This window comes from Pseudomonas oryzihabitans, assembly GCF_001518815.1.
Classification (GTDB): Bacteria; Pseudomonadota; Gammaproteobacteria; order Pseudomonadales; family Pseudomonadaceae; genus Chryseomonas; species Chryseomonas oryzihabitans_E.
This window is the reverse complement of sequence record NZ_CP013987.1, coordinates 3,269,894-3,284,315: the sequence shown is the minus strand read 5'-3', so window position 1 is coordinate 3,284,315 and position 14,422 is coordinate 3,269,894. Positions and strand designations below refer to the sequence as shown.

General features: G+C 64.3%; 13 protein-coding genes. 3 read left to right on the top strand and 10 right to left on the bottom strand.

Annotated elements, in window-relative coordinates; all coding sequences use genetic code 11:
• Window positions 1–49 precede the first annotated feature (49 nt).
• The 10 genes from APT59_RS14965 to APT59_RS14920 all read right to left on the bottom strand — a co-directional run bounded on the left by APT59_RS14965 (window position 50) and on the right by APT59_RS14920 (window position 10,143).
• Window positions 50–1,048 carry an acyltransferase family protein gene (locus tag APT59_RS14965; RefSeq protein WP_059315587.1) on the bottom strand — a complete coding sequence of 333 codons (999 nt, stop codon included), beginning with the start codon at window positions 1,046–1,048 and terminating at the stop codon, window positions 50–52.
• Window positions 1,049–1,408: 360 nt separating this feature from the next.
• Window positions 1,409–2,116 carry a GntR family transcriptional regulator gene (locus APT59_RS14960; RefSeq protein WP_059315586.1) on the bottom strand — a complete coding sequence of 236 codons (708 nt, stop codon included), beginning with the start codon at window positions 2,114–2,116 and terminating at the stop codon, window positions 1,409–1,411.
• A gap of 59 nt (window positions 2,117–2,175) precedes the next feature.
• Complete coding sequence (locus APT59_RS14955; RefSeq protein ID WP_059315585.1) at window positions 2,176–3,201, bottom strand: proline racemase family protein; 1,026 nt, start codon at window positions 3,199–3,201, stop codon at window positions 2,176–2,178.
• Between the two features lie 10 nt (window positions 3,202–3,211).
• Window positions 3,212–4,693 (bottom strand): aldehyde dehydrogenase family protein, encoded by a 1,482-nt coding sequence (locus tag APT59_RS14950; protein ID WP_059315584.1) that lies wholly within the window; start codon window positions 4,691–4,693, stop codon window positions 3,212–3,214.
• 13 nt (window positions 4,694–4,706) lie between these two features.
• Window positions 4,707–5,966, bottom strand: coding sequence for an NAD(P)/FAD-dependent oxidoreductase (locus tag APT59_RS14945; RefSeq protein ID WP_059315583.1), 1,260 nt, complete (start codon window positions 5,964–5,966; stop codon window positions 4,707–4,709).
• A gap of 195 nt (window positions 5,967–6,161) precedes the next feature.
• Window positions 6,162–7,040: a dihydrodipicolinate synthase family protein gene (locus tag APT59_RS14940; protein WP_059315582.1), complete on the bottom strand. Its 879-nt coding sequence runs from the start codon at window positions 7,038–7,040 to the stop codon at window positions 6,162–6,164.
• A gap of 25 nt (window positions 7,041–7,065) precedes the next feature.
• Window positions 7,066–7,731, bottom strand: coding sequence for an amino acid ABC transporter permease (locus APT59_RS14935; RefSeq protein WP_059316916.1), 666 nt, complete (start codon window positions 7,729–7,731; stop codon window positions 7,066–7,068).
• Between the two features lie 7 nt (window positions 7,732–7,738).
• Window positions 7,739–8,410: an amino acid ABC transporter permease gene (locus tag APT59_RS14930; protein ID WP_017642043.1), complete on the bottom strand. Its 672-nt coding sequence runs from the start codon at window positions 8,408–8,410 to the stop codon at window positions 7,739–7,741.
• 10 nt (window positions 8,411–8,420) lie between these two features.
• Window positions 8,421–9,242 (bottom strand): amino acid ABC transporter ATP-binding protein, encoded by an 822-nt coding sequence (locus APT59_RS14925; RefSeq protein ID WP_156428965.1) that lies wholly within the window; start codon window positions 9,240–9,242, stop codon window positions 8,421–8,423.
• 55 nt (window positions 9,243–9,297) lie between these two features.
• Window positions 9,298–10,143 carry a transporter substrate-binding domain-containing protein gene (locus APT59_RS14920; RefSeq protein ID WP_017642045.1) on the bottom strand — a complete coding sequence of 282 codons (846 nt, stop codon included), beginning with the start codon at window positions 10,141–10,143 and terminating at the stop codon, window positions 9,298–9,300.
• Window positions 10,144–10,492: 349 nt separating this feature from the next.
• On the opposite strand from APT59_RS14920, the gene APT59_RS14915 reads away from it, so the two are divergent.
• From APT59_RS14915 to APT59_RS14905, 3 genes are all read left to right on the top strand, one after another.
• Complete coding sequence (locus tag APT59_RS14915; protein WP_059315581.1) at window positions 10,493–11,839, top strand: aspartate aminotransferase family protein; 1,347 nt, start codon at window positions 10,493–10,495, stop codon at window positions 11,837–11,839.
• 58 nt (window positions 11,840–11,897) lie between these two features.
• Window positions 11,898–13,391 carry a CoA-acylating methylmalonate-semialdehyde dehydrogenase gene (locus APT59_RS14910; protein ID WP_059315580.1) on the top strand — a complete coding sequence of 498 codons (1,494 nt, stop codon included), beginning with the start codon at window positions 11,898–11,900 and terminating at the stop codon, window positions 13,389–13,391.
• 232 nt (window positions 13,392–13,623) lie between these two features.
• Window positions 13,624–14,382 (top strand): SDR family NAD(P)-dependent oxidoreductase, encoded by a 759-nt coding sequence (locus tag APT59_RS14905; RefSeq protein WP_059315579.1) that lies wholly within the window; start codon window positions 13,624–13,626, stop codon window positions 14,380–14,382.
• Window positions 14,383–14,422: the final 40 nt, after the last annotated feature.

Below are 14,422 nucleotides of genomic sequence, written 5' to 3'. Positions count from 1 at the left end.
AATGCGGGACAGCATAAGGCGCCTCGTTAACGGGCGCCAGCGACCGGCCTCAGGCGCCGATCAGGGCGCGACTGCGCTCCCGGGTGAGATACTTGACCACCCAGACCGCCGCGATACAGCAAAGCAGGGTGATCAGCGTCAGGCACAGGCGCGTGCCCAGGTATTGGGCGAAGTTCTGCTCACCCAGCAGCCGTCCGAGCATGCGATAGGCACCCGCGAGATAGCCATGCAGGAAGTAGATGGCGAAGCTGTAGGCACCAAGCAGGGCCATGCCCTTGGCCATCCGGCTCTCGGTTCGACCCGGGACCCGGATCTGCTGGCTGAAAACGGCGAAGAGCAGGAAGCACAGCGCCAGTTTCTGCAGGCCATAGAAGGCGCTGTTCAACACCGCGGCGCCGCTCAACAGCAGCAGGGCCGCCAGCAGCCAGTAGCGCGCCTGGGGCCGTTGCAGGCGCTCGCGTTGTTCGCAGGCCAGCATGCCGCACAGATAGATCGGCAGGAAGTGCAGTGCCGCCAGCAGCGGATCGGCGTCATTGGCCGGGCGTTCGGAAATGAGGAAATAGACCAGGCCAACCATGGTCGCCGCGGGCAAGAGACCACGGTTGACGATCCATTCAAGCGCGGGCGCGAGCAGGAAAATCAGCGTCAGGGCCGGAATGAACCACAGTGGCCCCAGATGGGCGCCGGTAGCCAGTAGCAGGGCGGTCTGGGCGAAGGGCGGCCAGTCGTGGAAGGCATTCATGTCGATCCACTCGTGGTCCTGCTTGAGTCCGGAGACGTAGAGCAGCACGGCGGGGATGGAGATCAGCAGATAGGGCAGGATGACGTTCTGCAGCTTCTTGCCCAGATAGACCTGATAGCTGTACTTGCCCAGGTTGTAGCGAAAGAAGAAGCCGGAGAGGGCGACGAAGATGCAGGTGGTTTCCAGCGACAGCAGGTTCAGGGCGATCTGCTGATGTTCGGTGGTCTGGTAGCTGCCCACGGTCATGTGGTGAAAAACGATGAGAACGGCCGCCAGGCCGCGGATCCAGTTGAGCTGAATCAGCATTGGAGGGTTTCCTTGAGGAATAGGCAAACCACGCGCTCAGCCTCGGAGAGGGGCACGGGTCTGAGAAGCGGACAGATTGGGCACGCGGTAGAGACGGCGGACAGGCTACCGCGCCCGGCAAAACTACAGGCCGGGAAGAGAGGTGAGGCGAGCAAGCCTCGGCGCCACGGGACTACAGCGGCGGGCGGCCAGCTTAAAGTATTTCAAATAAATTATTGATCGCTAATCAGAATTTCTTTTTGCAGAATATTTCGGATGATGAAATCTGCATGCTCGAACCGCTCTAAAATGGGGCTTTTCATGAGCCCGTCATGAACCGCCTGACCTGCCTGGCAAGGTTCGGACCCCAGCGCATCGTTGCTAGCCGACCGCCATGTTGCGCAGGAGATTCTGCTCTAGGAAGCTGACGAAGCGTTGGCGAAACAACATGGTGTGCTCGTGGGCTGCCGCTTCGGCCTCGTCGCCATCCTGGCGTTCGATGGCGGCGACGATGCGGTCATGGTCGCGACCGAGCCGGGTGGAACCTGCGCTGTTCATGATGTAGTCGAAGTGCAGGTGCAGTAGCCGCTGCCCCTCGCCCAGCAGGCGATCGTAGCTGGCGGTGAGGTAGGCGTTCTTGCCGGCACGGGCGATCTCCAGGTGGAAGGCCTTGTTCAGTTCGGACATGGCCTGGAAGTCACCGCTGGCTACCGCGTCCAGGTAACGTACGTCGGCCTGCTTGATCGCTTCCAGCTCGCCCGGCGTACGGCGAATGGCGGCCAGACGCGTGACGGCGCGCTGCAGCAGGTCCAGCGCGGACACGTAGTTGGGAAATTCCTCGATCTCGAAAGGCGTCACCAGCAGGGTGCGGTTGGGCAGGATGGTGACCAGTCCTTCGCTGGCCAGCCGTGCCAGGGCGTCGCGTACCGGTGAGCGTGACAGCCCGAACTGGGTCGCTAGCGAGGTCTCGTCCAGCGGCATGCCCGGCTTGAGCTGCAGGGTGAGGATCTGCCGGCGCAGTTCCTCATAGATATAGCGGCCACCGTGACGGCGGGCGGCAACGGCGGGATCGGCGTCTTTGGGGGCCATCGAGAAGGTCTTCACGCTCAAAGGTGGGGGAGGGCCAGTCTAGCATCGCACCTGCTGCGCTAGCCGAAGCCCGCGCCCCAGGTGTCACTGAGCATGAAACCGGCGGCAAGAGGGTCATCGGGATCTATACCCAGCTGTTGCAGGCCATACAGCCAGGCGCGCCCCGTGACCCGCGGCAGGACCGCGGGCCGGCCGGCCACCTCGGTCAGTCCGCGCAGACCAAGGGTGAATTCGCCCCCAATGGTCGAGCGTGAGGTGAGCTGATCGCCTACCTTGACCAGTCCGCGCGCCGCGAGGGTGGCCAGATTCGCGGAGCTGCCGGTGCCACAGGGCGAGCGATCCACCCGTCCGGGTGGCAGGGTGGTGCAGGTCTGGTAGGTGCGAGCGTCCAGCCGGTGGCGGAACATCACGTAGGCGATCTCGTTGACGCTGGGCAGCAGCGGATGCTGGACGCGGACCTGCCGCCCAATCTCGCTTTTGAGCGCCACGCCCAGTTCGGCCAGGGCTCGGGCATGCTCCGGCGCGATGGTCAGCCCCACCTGGTCGACATCGATCAATGCGTAATAGACGCCGCCAAAGGCGACGTCCACTGTCAGGGTGCCATGTTGAGCGGTAGGCACCTGCAGATCCAGGGCCTCGACGAAGGCCGGTACCATGTCCAGGGAGACATTCAGGCAGCGGCCATCGCGACACTCGGCCTGGGCCACCACCAGCCCGGCCGGGGTATCCAGCGTGATCGTGGTCAGTGGCTCCTGCATCGCCAGGATGCCCAGTTCCAGCAGCGCGGTGACCACGCAGATGCAATTGCTGCCCGACATCGGGTGGGCCTTGTCCGCCTGCAGCACGATGAACCCCGCCTGGGCTTCCGGGCGGGTCGGCGGCAGCAGCAGATTGACCGACATCTGCAGGCAGCCGCGCGGTTCCAGGGTCACCAGGCGCCTCAGGCTGTCGTCCACCTCGTTGAGGTAATTCATCTTGTCGAGCATGGTCCGGCCGGGCACGTCCAACACGCCTCCGGTGATGACCTTGCCGATCTCGCCTTCGCAGTGGACGTCGGCCAGCTGCAACGTTTTCTTCCAGCGCATGGTAGCTGTCCTACTTGATGTACCAGCCCCAGGGCTGGTCGCTGTCGTAGCGGGTGATCTGCTTGGTTTCCAGGTAGTTCTGCAAGCCCCATTCCCCCAGTTCGCGGCCGATGCCGCTCTGTTTGTAGCCGCCCCAGGGGGCCTCGGTAAAGGTTGGCTGCGAGCAGTTGATCCAGACGATACCGGCGCGCAGGGCCCGGGCTACCCGCTCGCAGCGGGCCAGGTCGCGCGACATCACGGCGGCGGCAAGACCGAAGCGGGAGTCGTTGGCGCTGTGTACCGCCTCGGCTTCATCGTCGAAGGGCCGCACGCAGACCACCGGACCGAAGATCTCCTCGCGCCAGATCCAGCTGTCCTCGGCGACGTCGGCGAAGACCGTGGGTTGCACGTAGTACCCGGTGGTCAGGTGCGCCGGGCGCTCGCCGCCGGTGACCAGGCGAGCGCCTTCTTCGCGGCCGCGGGCGATGGCGGCGAGCACCTTTTCGTGCTGACCGCGACTCACCAGCGGACCGAGCAGCACGCCCGCCTCCAGACCCTGCCCCACGGTGATGCGCTGGGCCTCTTGCGCCAGGCGTTCCAGCAGCGGTTCATAGAGGTCGCGCTGCACCAGCACACGCGAGGTGGCCGAGCAGACTTCGCCCTGATTCCAGAAGATGCCGAACAGGATCCATTCGACGGCGGCGTCGAGCTCGGCGTCGGCGAAGATGACGAAGGGCGACTTGCCACCCAGCTCCAGGCTGATGTTTTTGATGTCGCGCGCGGCAGCCTGCATGATCCGGCTGCCGGTGGGCACGCTGCCGGTGAAGGCCAGCTTGTCGACGGCCGGATGCTCGGCCAACGGGGCGCCCGCGTCCGCGCCCAGGCCGGTGACCACGTTGAGGACCCCGGGTGGCAATCCGGCCTGGTCGCAGATGCCGGCCAGTTCCAGGGCGGTCAGCGGAGTCAGCTCCGACGGCTTGAGCACCAGGGTGCAGCCGGCGGCCAGGGCTGGAGCGACTTTCCAGGCCGCCATCAGCAGTGGGAAATTCCAGGGGATGATGGCGCCGGCCACCCCGATGGGCTCTTGCCGGGCGACGGCGCTGAAGCGCGCATCGCTCAAGGCGATGGTTCGCTCGCGGTCCCGGTCCAGGCGTTCGGCCTGGTCGGCGTAGAAATCGAAGCAGCCGGCGGCGTCACCGATGTCCCACAGGGCTTCGGGGAGTGGCTTGCCATTGTCGCGCACCTCCAGCTCGGCGAGTGACTGCTGGCGCTCGCGGATCATCGCGGCGATGCGGCGCAGCACGGTCGCCCGTTCGGCGCCACTCTGCCGCGGCCAGGGGCCTTCGTCGAAGGCGCGACGGGCCGCGTGGACAGCCAGGTCGATATCCTCGGCGGTCGCCGCGGCGACCTGGGCAAGGGGAGTCTCAAGGGCCGGATCGAGGGTCTCGAAGGTGCCGCCGCGCAACGGGCGAACCCAGTGGCCATCGATGTACAGGTGGTCGTAGCGAACCATCAGCGAAGTCCTGTCAGAAGCGCGAAGCGCGGAAAGGATGGAGATCGAGGGTGCTCGTGCGTCCCCCGGCGAGATCGGCGATCAGCCGTCCCGTGGTAGCGCCCAGGGTCAGGCCGAGCTGGCCGTGACCGAAGGCGAGCAATACATTGGTCAGGCGCTGGCTGCGGTCGATGATCGGCTTGGTATCGGGCAGGAAGGGCCGATAGCCCACGCCATATTCGAGATCCGTGGTCCGCAGCTGCGGCAGCACGCGCCGGGCCTTTTCCAGAATGATGTCGGCCCGGGCGAAGTTGGGTTTGGCGCCCTCGCCGGCGAATTCGATGGTGCCGCCGATCTGCAGGCCGCGGGTCATGGGCGCGAAGCAGAAGCCGCCATCGGCATAGATGGTGGAGTGGCGGATCTCGACCTCGGGCTCTGGCAGCACCACCTGGTAGCCGGCGATTCCTGCCAGGGGTATCGAAAGTCCGAGCTGGCCAAAGAAGGCCCGCGAGCCATTGCCCGCGGCGATGACCACCCGCTCGGCCGGCAGGCGGCGCCCGTCGGCCAGCGTCACCCCGGTGGCCTGTCCCTGGTATTCGTCGATCCGCGTCACCCGCTCGCGAATCCGGCGGCCGCCCGCCTGTTCGAAGCTGTCGGTAAGGGCGGCGATGAAGCCTTCGGTATCGCTGACCGCTCGCCAATCGGGAAACAGCAGGCCGTGCTTGAACCGACCGGCGAAGGCTGGCTCCAGATCGGCGATGGCGGCGGCATCCAGTTCTTCCACCTGGAAACCCAGGCGCTCGCGTAACTCGAAGTGGTGACGCTCCTGGGCCAGTCCCTGGGGCGTGTCGAACACTTCGAGGATGGGCCGCTCGCCGAGCAGGCTTCGGTCGGGACAGGCCTCCAGCAGTACCCCGTAGTCGCGGTAGACGTCGCGGGTCAGGGTCGCCAGTTCCGCGGCGATTTCCTGGATGCGCGTTGGGCGGGCGCAGGCCAGGAATCTCAGGAACCACGGCAGGATGCCAGGCAGGGCGCTGTGCCGTAGCGCCAGCGGACCCCGCTGGTCCAGCAACCAGCCGGGCAGCTTCTTCAGGATGCCCGGCTTGGACAGGGGCACCACCTCGCTGACGGCCATCTGGCCACAGCTCCACTTGGCCGTGCTGTCGCCTGGTGCGGCAGGGTCGACCAGCGTCACCGCCAGCCCATCCCGTTGCAGCCAGAGGGCGCAGCACACCCCGACGATACCGCCCCCGACCACTATCGCGGTCCGGGGAACGCCTGACTCCTGGTTCATAGTGCTCTCTCGCTGGATGACGACCTGTCATGCGGACCGGATGGCGACCCATCCCGCCGGGCGGGCAAAGGCGCCTCCACGGTACCCGCGTGGTATGGCTCCGGCCTTTCCGGCGCCTGGCCTGTGAAGCCGCCGAAGCTGGGGTTCATGGAAATCCTCCACCCACCCCCCTTGGCGCCGGGGTGGGCTATCCCATCAGCGTTGCGAGGCTTCGAAGACGGCGCGGAAGTCGGCCTTCTCGGCGTCGCTCAGCGGCAACAGCGGCAGGCGGGCGTTACCCGAGTTGAACCCGGCCAGCTCGCACCCGTACTTCACCTTCTGGATGAACTTGCCCTGCTCCATGCTCGCCATCACGGGGAACAGCGAACGCATGACCGCCTGGGCACCTGGGATATCGCCGGCCGTGAAGGCCTTGTGGAAGGCGACGATCTGATCCGGGAAACAATTGGCCGGCCCGCAGATCCAGCTGGTGGCGCCCCACAGGAAGAAGTCCAGTGCCTGGTCATCCGAGCCGCAGGACAACTGGTAGGCGCCCTTGAAGGTCTCGCCGATCTCGATGGCGCGCAACAGATTGCCCGAGCTTTCCTTGATGCCGATGACGCGCGGGTGATCGCGAAAGGCTTCCAGCACCGAGGTGCCGACTTCGACGTTGGTGCGGATGGGGTAGTTGTAGAGGATGACGTTGATGTCGGCGAAGGTATCCAGCACGACCTGATAATGGTTGATCAGCTCTTCCTGGGTCGGCAGGGCATAGAAGGGTGGGGCCAGCAGGATGTTGCTGAAGCCGCATTCGATGGCCTGGCGAATCTGCTCGATCACCTCACGGGTGCTGGCACCGTTGCAGTTGGCGATCAGGGTGCCCTTGCCTTCGGCTACCTCCTTGACCGTCTGCAGGACCAGGCGACGTTCGGCGTTGTCGAGGGCGTAGTACTCGCCGGTGGAGCCCAGGGCCACGAAGCCGGACACTCCAGCCTTGAGCTGGTAGTCGACGATGGAGGCGAGCGTCGCGCAATCGACCTTGCCGGCCTTGTCGAACGGGGTGACGAGAGCGGGAAGGATGCCGTGCATGTTCATGGAGTTACCTCTTCGGGATGGGGGTTCAGTAGGCGAAGCGTCTCAGCAGCCGAGCCTCGACGAGGCCGACCAGACGGGTCAGGGGAAAGGCGATGCAGAAGTAGATGACGGCGACCGCCGAGAAGAACTCGACCGGTCGCGCCGTGCTGTTGGAAAGGTTCTGGCCGACGAACATCAGGTCCGCCACCCCGACCGATGAGATCAGGGCGCTTTCCTTGAACAGGCTGATGACGTTCGAGAGCAGCGGCGGTATGGCGCGCAGCAGCGCCTGGGGAAAGATCACATAGAGCACCTTCACCCCGGGCGTCAGGCCGAGAGCCACGCAGGCATCGTGCTGTTCGCCGGCGATGGACTTGAGGGCGCCGCGAAAGGTCTCGCTGGTGATGGCTGCCATGAACAGGGTCAGGGAGATCACCACCGACACATAGGGCGAGATCGACAGGCCGAACACCACGGGAAAGCAGAAGAACACCCAGAACAGCTGGATCAGTAATGGCGTGCCGCGAAAGAACTCCACATAGAGCCGGACCGGCGCCCGCAGCAGGCGACTGGGTGCCAGCTGGACCAGGCTCAGCCCGAAGCCCAGCAGGCTGCCCACCAGGGCGCAGCCGAGGGTGATGGTCAAGGTCAGCCCCAGGCCCTTGAGCAGCACCTGCCAGTAGCCGAGGACGACGGAGAAGTCGAGGTGCATATCCATCTCAGCGCTCCAGGGCCGCGTCTTGGCGGCGTTCGACGAACCGCACCAGCTGGGCGATCGGCAGGGACAGGGCGAAGTAGATCAGGGCGATCAGCGAGTAGGTTTCCAGCGGGCGATAGGCTTCGGTGGCGATGGACTTGCCGATGTACATCAGGTCGGCCACGGCCACGATGGCGACTAGGGCGCTCTGCTGGAGGATGCCTATGCCATTGGTCATCAGTACCGGCAGGGCGCTGCGCAGCGCCTGCGGCAGCACCACATAGAGGGTACGGTTCAGTGGTCCCAGGCCGAGAGCGACGCTGGCATCCAGATGCTCACGCGGCACGGCCTGTACGCCGGCGCGGTAGGCCTCGGCATTGAAGGCGGTGAGGTTCAAGCCCAGCGCCAGCACGCCCATGGTGATGGGGTCGACGAAGACGTTGAACAGCATGGGCACGCAATAAAAGAACCAGACGATCTGCAGCAGTACCGGGGTGCAGCGGAAGAACTCGATGAACAGCTGGGCGGGCAGCCGTACCAGGCGCCAGCGATTCAGGGTCAGCAGGCACAGCAGGAAACCCAGCACCAGGCCCATGAGATTGGCGGCCAGGGCGAGTTGCAGGGTCACCTTGAGGCCCTGCCAGAGCGGGCCCAGGGTGCCGTTGAGGAAATGGAAGTCGAATTGGTAGTTCATGGCGCCGTCCTCAATCCAGGTGCAGGACCTTTTCCAGGAATTCCCGGGTACGGGGCTCGCGTGGACGGCGGAACAGTTCCTCGGGCGGGCCTTCCTCGACCGGCCGGCCGTTGGCGCAGAACACCACGCGGGTCGCGATGTGCTTGGCGAAGTGCATGTCGTGGGTGACGATGATCATCGCCATGCGCTGCTCGGCCAGCTGCAGCATCACGTTCTGCACCTCGATCACCATTTCCGGGTCGAGGGCGGAGGTGACCTCGTCGAAGAGCATCAGCGCCGGTTCGAGCATCAGCGCGCGGGCGATGGCGACCCGCTGCTTCTGGCCACCCGAGAGCTGGCTGGGGTAGGCGTGCAGCTTGCTTTCCAGGCCCAGGCGGGCGAGGTACAGCCGGGCCTTTTCGGTGGCTTCCGCGCGGGACAGCCCGCGCACCTTCATGGGCGCCAGGACCAGATTGCCCAGCACCGACAGGTGGGGAAACAGGGTGTAGTGCTGGAAGACCATGCCGATCTGCCGGTGCAGTTCTCGATCCAGCACCTGACTGCGTCCGTTGCGACCTTCTATATAGGGCTGGCCCTGGAAGTGGATGCGGCCGTCCTGGATGCTTTCCAGCCCCATCATCACGCGCAGCAGCGAACTCTTGCCGCTGCCACTCGGGCCGATGATCACCAGGCGGTCGTCGGCACGCATGTCCAGGCAGAAGTCGTCCATGACCTTGAGATCCGGGCCATAGCTCTTGCACACGTGCTGGAACTGGACGAAGCCATCGGGACCCGGGCGGGCCTCCGGTGCGGTGGTGGCAAGGGGCGTCGGCATGATGGAAACGGCTTTCATAGGGGCGAACTCCGGTAAGGACTCGTCAGGACGAGTCCTTTGTCTCAGCGGCGGATTACGGGGCTTTCTGGGCGTTGACCTGCTCGGAGGCCTTGTCCACGAGGGCGGCGATCTCACCCGTCTCGCGACGCTGGGTGAGATAGATGTTCAGCACCTGCATGTCGGCCCAGGAAATGTCGCGGCGCACGCCGAAGGCCACGCCCTGCTTGGCCAGCGCCGGCTTGGGCATTACTTCTTTGGCCCAGGTGGGGTTGGCGATGGCGAAGAGGTGATTGGTGTCGCTGGCGTCGACCAGCACGTCGGCGCGGCGCGACATCACCGCCAGACGTGTCTCGTCCATACCGGGCAGACGCATCACGGTCCCTTGCTTGATGACGGCGGAGATCGCCTTGTCCGCGGCCGTACCGGACATCACTGCGAAGGTCACGCCGGGTTTGTCGTAGTCCGCCAAGGTCTCGCCGGCCTGGGCCAGCTTGGGGTTGTCCTTGTTCAGCAACAGCGAGATCTGATAGTCGGTGGCGGCCGTGCTGAAGGCCACGGCCAGGGCCCGCTCGGGGGTCTGGTTGAGTGCCATGGCCAGATCCCACTTGCCGCCCTGCAGGCCGGCGACCAGGTTGTCCCAGTTGGTGTCGACGAACTCCACCTTGACCTTGAGCACCCGCTCGCCGAAGTCGCGGCACAGATCGACGAAGTAGCCGCTGTATTTCGCCGAGGCGGCATCGCGCATCACATAGGGCGCGGCGACTGCGGCCCCGCATTTCAAGACGCCGGCTTTCTGGACCTGCTGCCACACACCGGCCTGCTCGGCCTGAGCGGCTGGCTGCCAGAGCAGGGCGCCGGCGATTGCCAGACTACCCAGGACTGCACGAAGGGATTGCGAACGCGATAGACGCCGAGCCATAGCTGCTACTCCATTTGGACGATTGTTATAGGCAGGAGGCAAAAAAGCTTTTTTGTGTGTGTCGTTGTATTCAGCGCTGCATGCAGATTAGGAGTGGCGAAATCGGGCTGTCAACGACCTTCGTCATCGAAGGAGCGGACTGCCAAAGCGGGCCTCGGCTGCAAAGACGAGGTAAGGCGTTGTTTTCTCGATATAAAACGATGATGAGAGGCGGAGGAAAAAAATTTTGCAGACACCCGATACCTGAATTGCGTGAGTTTTTATAAATTCAAGCGCAAGAAAAAAGCCATTTAACTCACGCAAGGTGCGGCGCATTCTGCAGGCTCATCGTCCCGCCCGAGGCCCTATCATGAACCAGCCGCTGACCGTTTCCCCGCCCGTCGCCGCCCAGCTCAATCTGCGCGCCCATTGGATGCCCTTCACCGCCAATCGCGCCTTCCAGAAGGATCCACGCATCGTGGTGGCCGCCGAGGGCAGTTGGCTGACGGACGATCAGGGGCGGCGCATCTATGACAGCCTGTCCGGTCTCTGGACCTGCGGCGCCGGGCATTCGCGCAAGGAAATCCAGGAGGCCGTGGCGCGTCAGCTGGGCACCCTCGACTACTCGCCAGGCTTCCAGTACGGCCATCCGCTGTCCTTCCAGCTGGCCGAGAAGATGGCCGAGCTGACCCCGGCGGGTCTGGACCACGTCTTCTTCACCGGCTCGGGTTCCGAGAGCGCCGATACCTCAGTCAAGCTGGCGCGGGCCTACTGGCGCATCAAGGGTCAGCCGGCCAAGACCAAGCTGATCGGTCGTGCCCGTGGCTACCATGGCGTCAACATCGCCGGCACCAGCCTGGGCGGCATCGGCGGCAACCGGAAGATGTACGGCTCCTTCATGGACGTCGACCACCTGCCCCATACCCTGCAACCTGGCATGGCCTTTACCAGGGGCATGGCCGAGACCGGTGGCGTCGAGCTGGCCAATGAACTGCTCAAGCTGATCGAACTACACGATGCCTCCAACATCGCCGCCGTCATCGTCGAGCCCATGTCCGGTTCGGCCGGGGTGATCGTGCCGCCGGTGGGCTATCTGCAACGCCTGCGCGAGATCTGCACCCAGCACGACATCCTGCTGATCTTCGACGAGGTCATTACTGCCTTTGGCCGCATGGGGCGTCACACCGGCGCCGAATACTTCGGCGTGACGCCAGACCTGATGAACGTCGCCAAGCAAGTCACCAATGGCGCCGTACCCCTGGGCGCGGTAATCGCCAGCAGCGCCATCTATGACACCTTCATGAATCAGGCCACGCCGGAGCACATGGTGGAGTTTCCCCACGGCTACACCTATTCGGCCCACCCGGTGGCTTGCGCCGCGGGACTGGCGGCGCTGGAGCTCATGGAACGGGAGAACCTCGTACAACAGGCCGCCGAGCTAGCGCCGACGTTCGAAGCCTCGCTGCATGGCCTCAAGGGTGCCAAGCACGTGGTGGACATCCGCAACTGCGGCCTGGCTGGCGCCCTGCAGCTGGCGCCGCGCGATGGCGATGCGGTGATCCGTCCCTATGAGGCCGGTATCGCCCTTTGGAAGGCCGGCTTCTATGTCCGCTTCGGGGGCGACACCCTGCAATTCGGGCCTACCTTCAATGCCAAGCCCGAGGACCTGGATCGCGTCTTCGCCGCCGTCGGCGACGTCCTCAACCGCCTCGACTGATCTCCCTTTTTCGGCGCTCCCCTGGGGAGCGCCAACCTCTCGTACAAGGAGTCCCTTCATGAGTCTCAAGCATCTCATCGGCGGCCAGCTGGTCGACGGTGGCAGCCGCCGCGCGCCGGTCTACAACCCCTCCACTGGCGCGGTGATCCGCGAAGTGCCCCTTGCCGATGCCGCCACCCTGCAACAGGCCATCGATGCCGCCCAGGCCGCCTTTCCGGCCTGGCGCAACACCCCGCCGGCCAAGCGCGCCCAGGTGCTGTTCCGCTTCAAGCAACTGCTGGAGAGCAACGAAGAGCGCCTGGTCCAGCTGATCAGCGAGGAGCACGGCAAGACCCTGGAAGACGCCGCCGGCGAATTGCGTCGCGGCATCGAGAACGTCGAATACGCCACTGCCGCCCCCGAGCTGCTCAAGGGGGAGTACAACCGCAATGCTGGTCCCAGCATCGACACCTGGTCCGACTTCCAGCCCCTGGGCGTGGTGGCCGGCATCACCCCCTTTAACTTCCCGGCCATGGTGCCGCTGTGGATGTATCCGCTGGCCATCGCCTGCGGCAATACCTTCATCCTCAAGCCCAGCGAGCGCGACCCCAGTTCCACCCTGGCCATCGCCCAGCTGTTCGAAGAAGCTGGTCTGCCCAAGGGGGTATTGAACGTGGTGCATGGCGACAAGGAAGCCGTGGACGGCCTGATCGACGCCCCCGAGGTCAAGGCGCTGAGCTTCGTTGGCTCCACCCCCATCGCCGAGTACATCTATGCCCGCGGCACGGCCAAGGGCAAGCGCGTCCAGGCCCTGGGCGGCGCCAAGAACCACGCGGTGGTCATGCCCGATGCCGACCTGGGCAACACCGTCAATGCCCTGATGGGTGCCGTCTACGGCTCTTGCGGCGAGCGCTGCATGGCCATCTCGGTGGCGGTCTGCGTCGGTGATCAGGTCGCCGATGCGCTGATTGCCCGCCTGGTACCGGAGATCGAGAAACTCAAGGTCGGTCCGGGCACCCAATGTGGCCTGGACATGGGCCCGCTGGTGACCGGCGCGCACTTGGACAAGGTCACCGGCTACGTCGCCGATGGCGTGGCCACGGGTGCCAAGCTGGTGGTGGACGGCCGCAGCCTCAAGGTCGCCGATCACGAGGACGGCTTCTTCCTCGGCGGCTGCCTGTTCGATCAGGTCACCCCGGAGATGCGCATCTACAAGGAAGAGATCTTCGGGCCGGTACTCTGCGTGGTACGGGTCAGGAGCCTGGAAGAGGGCATCGCCCTGATCAACGCCCACGAATACGGTAACGGCACCTGCATCTTCACCCGCGATGGCGAAGCGGCCCGGCTGTTCGCCGACCAGATCGAAGTAGGCATGGTCGGCATCAACGTGCCCCTGCCGGTGCCGGTGGCCTACCACAGCTTCGGCGGCTGGAAGAGATCGCTGTTCGGCGACCTTCACGCCTATGGCCCCGATGGTGTGCGCTTCTACACCCGCCGCAAGACAATCACCCAGCGCTGGCCGCAACGTGAGACCCATGAGGCCTCGCAGTTCGCTTTTCCCAGCAACGGCTGAGTCAAGCGGGTGGTGGCAAAGCTGGCGTCACAGGCGCCAGCTTTGCTGCTTCAGCACTCTCCAACGTCCTGCTGGCAGTTGAATTGAGGCGAATTGAAGCTTCTTTCTCGCGCATGGACTTCCTCGACGGCTATGACTCCAGTCAAGGCTGGACACTCCCTGTCTTGGCTGGTGGAGCGGCGTGCCACCCAGTGCATGCTTTCTGTTCAGACGCTTATTGCCTGAGAAAAAGATGAACAAACCCTTGCTTGGTCAGACGGTATTGGTCACTGGCGCATCTGGCGACATTGGAGGGGCCATCGTTCGGCAGATAGCTGGCCAAGGGGCCGAGGTCATCATCCATTACAGTAGAGATAGAGGACGTGCCGAACATCTGCTCGCCAGTATCGGTGGCGCTGGGCATCTCGTTTGTGGCGACCTAGGAACCGAGGGTGGGCCTCTCGAGTTGTGGCACCAAGCTATGGCGATCACGGGTCGTATAGATGCCTTGGTGAATAATGCCGGTGTCCGCAACGAGGTTTCGGTGGAGGCTGCCCCTGCGGAATGGCAGAGGACTTGGCGGAGAGAGTTTCAGATCAATTTCTTTGCCGCTGCGGACCTATGCAAGGAGGCCATAACCCATTTCAGGTCGAACGGAGGTGGCCGCATCGTCAATATGGCAAGCCGGGCCGCGCATCGGGGCTATTCCGCTGACGCCATGCAGTATGGGGCGTCGAAAGCGGCACTCATCAATCTGACCAAATCCATTGCTACCTCATTCGGCGCTGACGGGATCACTGCTGTAGCTATAGCGCCTGGCTGGGTGGGTACCGAAATGGCAGAAAGCTTCATGGCTATTCATGGTCAACAAGCTGTGACGCGGGATATTCCGATAGGCCGGGCTGTTGCCCTGGAAGAACTTGCCGAGTTGGTAGCCTTTGTTCTACGGACTTCGCAGCGCTCATTAAACGGCGCCACTCTTGATATCAATGGTGGGAGCTACATCCGATAACAATGCCTGCATCTTCACCCGTGGCAGTGAGGCGGCACCG

Excerpts from the sequence above, each read along its gene's own strand:
- APT59_RS14935 (WP_059316916.1), bottom strand. The coding sequence starts at position 7,731 with ATGCACCTCGACTTCTCCGTCGTCCTCGGCTACTGGCAGGTGCTGCTC.
- APT59_RS14945 (WP_059315583.1), bottom strand. The coding sequence starts at position 5,966 with ATGAACCAGGAGTCAGGCGTTCCCCGGACCGCGATAGTGGTCGGGGGC.
- APT59_RS14920 (WP_017642045.1), bottom strand. The coding sequence starts at position 10,143 with ATGGCTCGGCGTCTATCGCGTTCGCAATCCCTTCGTGCAGTCCTGGGT.
- APT59_RS14940 (WP_059315582.1), bottom strand. The coding sequence starts at position 7,040 with ATGAACATGCACGGCATCCTTCCCGCTCTCGTCACCCCGTTCGACAAG.
- APT59_RS14905 (WP_059315579.1), top strand. The coding sequence starts at position 13,624 with ATGAACAAACCCTTGCTTGGTCAGACGGTATTGGTCACTGGCGCATCT.
- APT59_RS14950 (WP_059315584.1), bottom strand. The coding sequence starts at position 4,693 with ATGGTTCGCTACGACCACCTGTACATCGATGGCCACTGGGTTCGCCCG.
- APT59_RS14930 (WP_017642043.1), bottom strand. The coding sequence starts at position 8,410 with ATGAACTACCAATTCGACTTCCATTTCCTCAACGGCACCCTGGGCCCG.
- APT59_RS14910 (WP_059315580.1), top strand. The coding sequence starts at position 11,898 with ATGAGTCTCAAGCATCTCATCGGCGGCCAGCTGGTCGACGGTGGCAGC.
- APT59_RS14955 (WP_059315585.1), bottom strand. The coding sequence starts at position 3,201 with ATGCGCTGGAAGAAAACGTTGCAGCTGGCCGACGTCCACTGCGAAGGC.
- APT59_RS14965 (WP_059315587.1), bottom strand. The coding sequence starts at position 1,048 with ATGCTGATTCAGCTCAACTGGATCCGCGGCCTGGCGGCCGTTCTCATC.
- APT59_RS14960 (WP_059315586.1), bottom strand. The coding sequence starts at position 2,116 with ATGGCCCCCAAAGACGCCGATCCCGCCGTTGCCGCCCGCCGTCACGGT.
- APT59_RS14925 (WP_156428965.1), bottom strand. The coding sequence starts at position 9,242 with ATGAAAGCCGTTTCCATCATGCCGACGCCCCTTGCCACCACCGCACCG.
- APT59_RS14915 (WP_059315581.1), top strand. The coding sequence starts at position 10,493 with ATGAACCAGCCGCTGACCGTTTCCCCGCCCGTCGCCGCCCAGCTCAAT.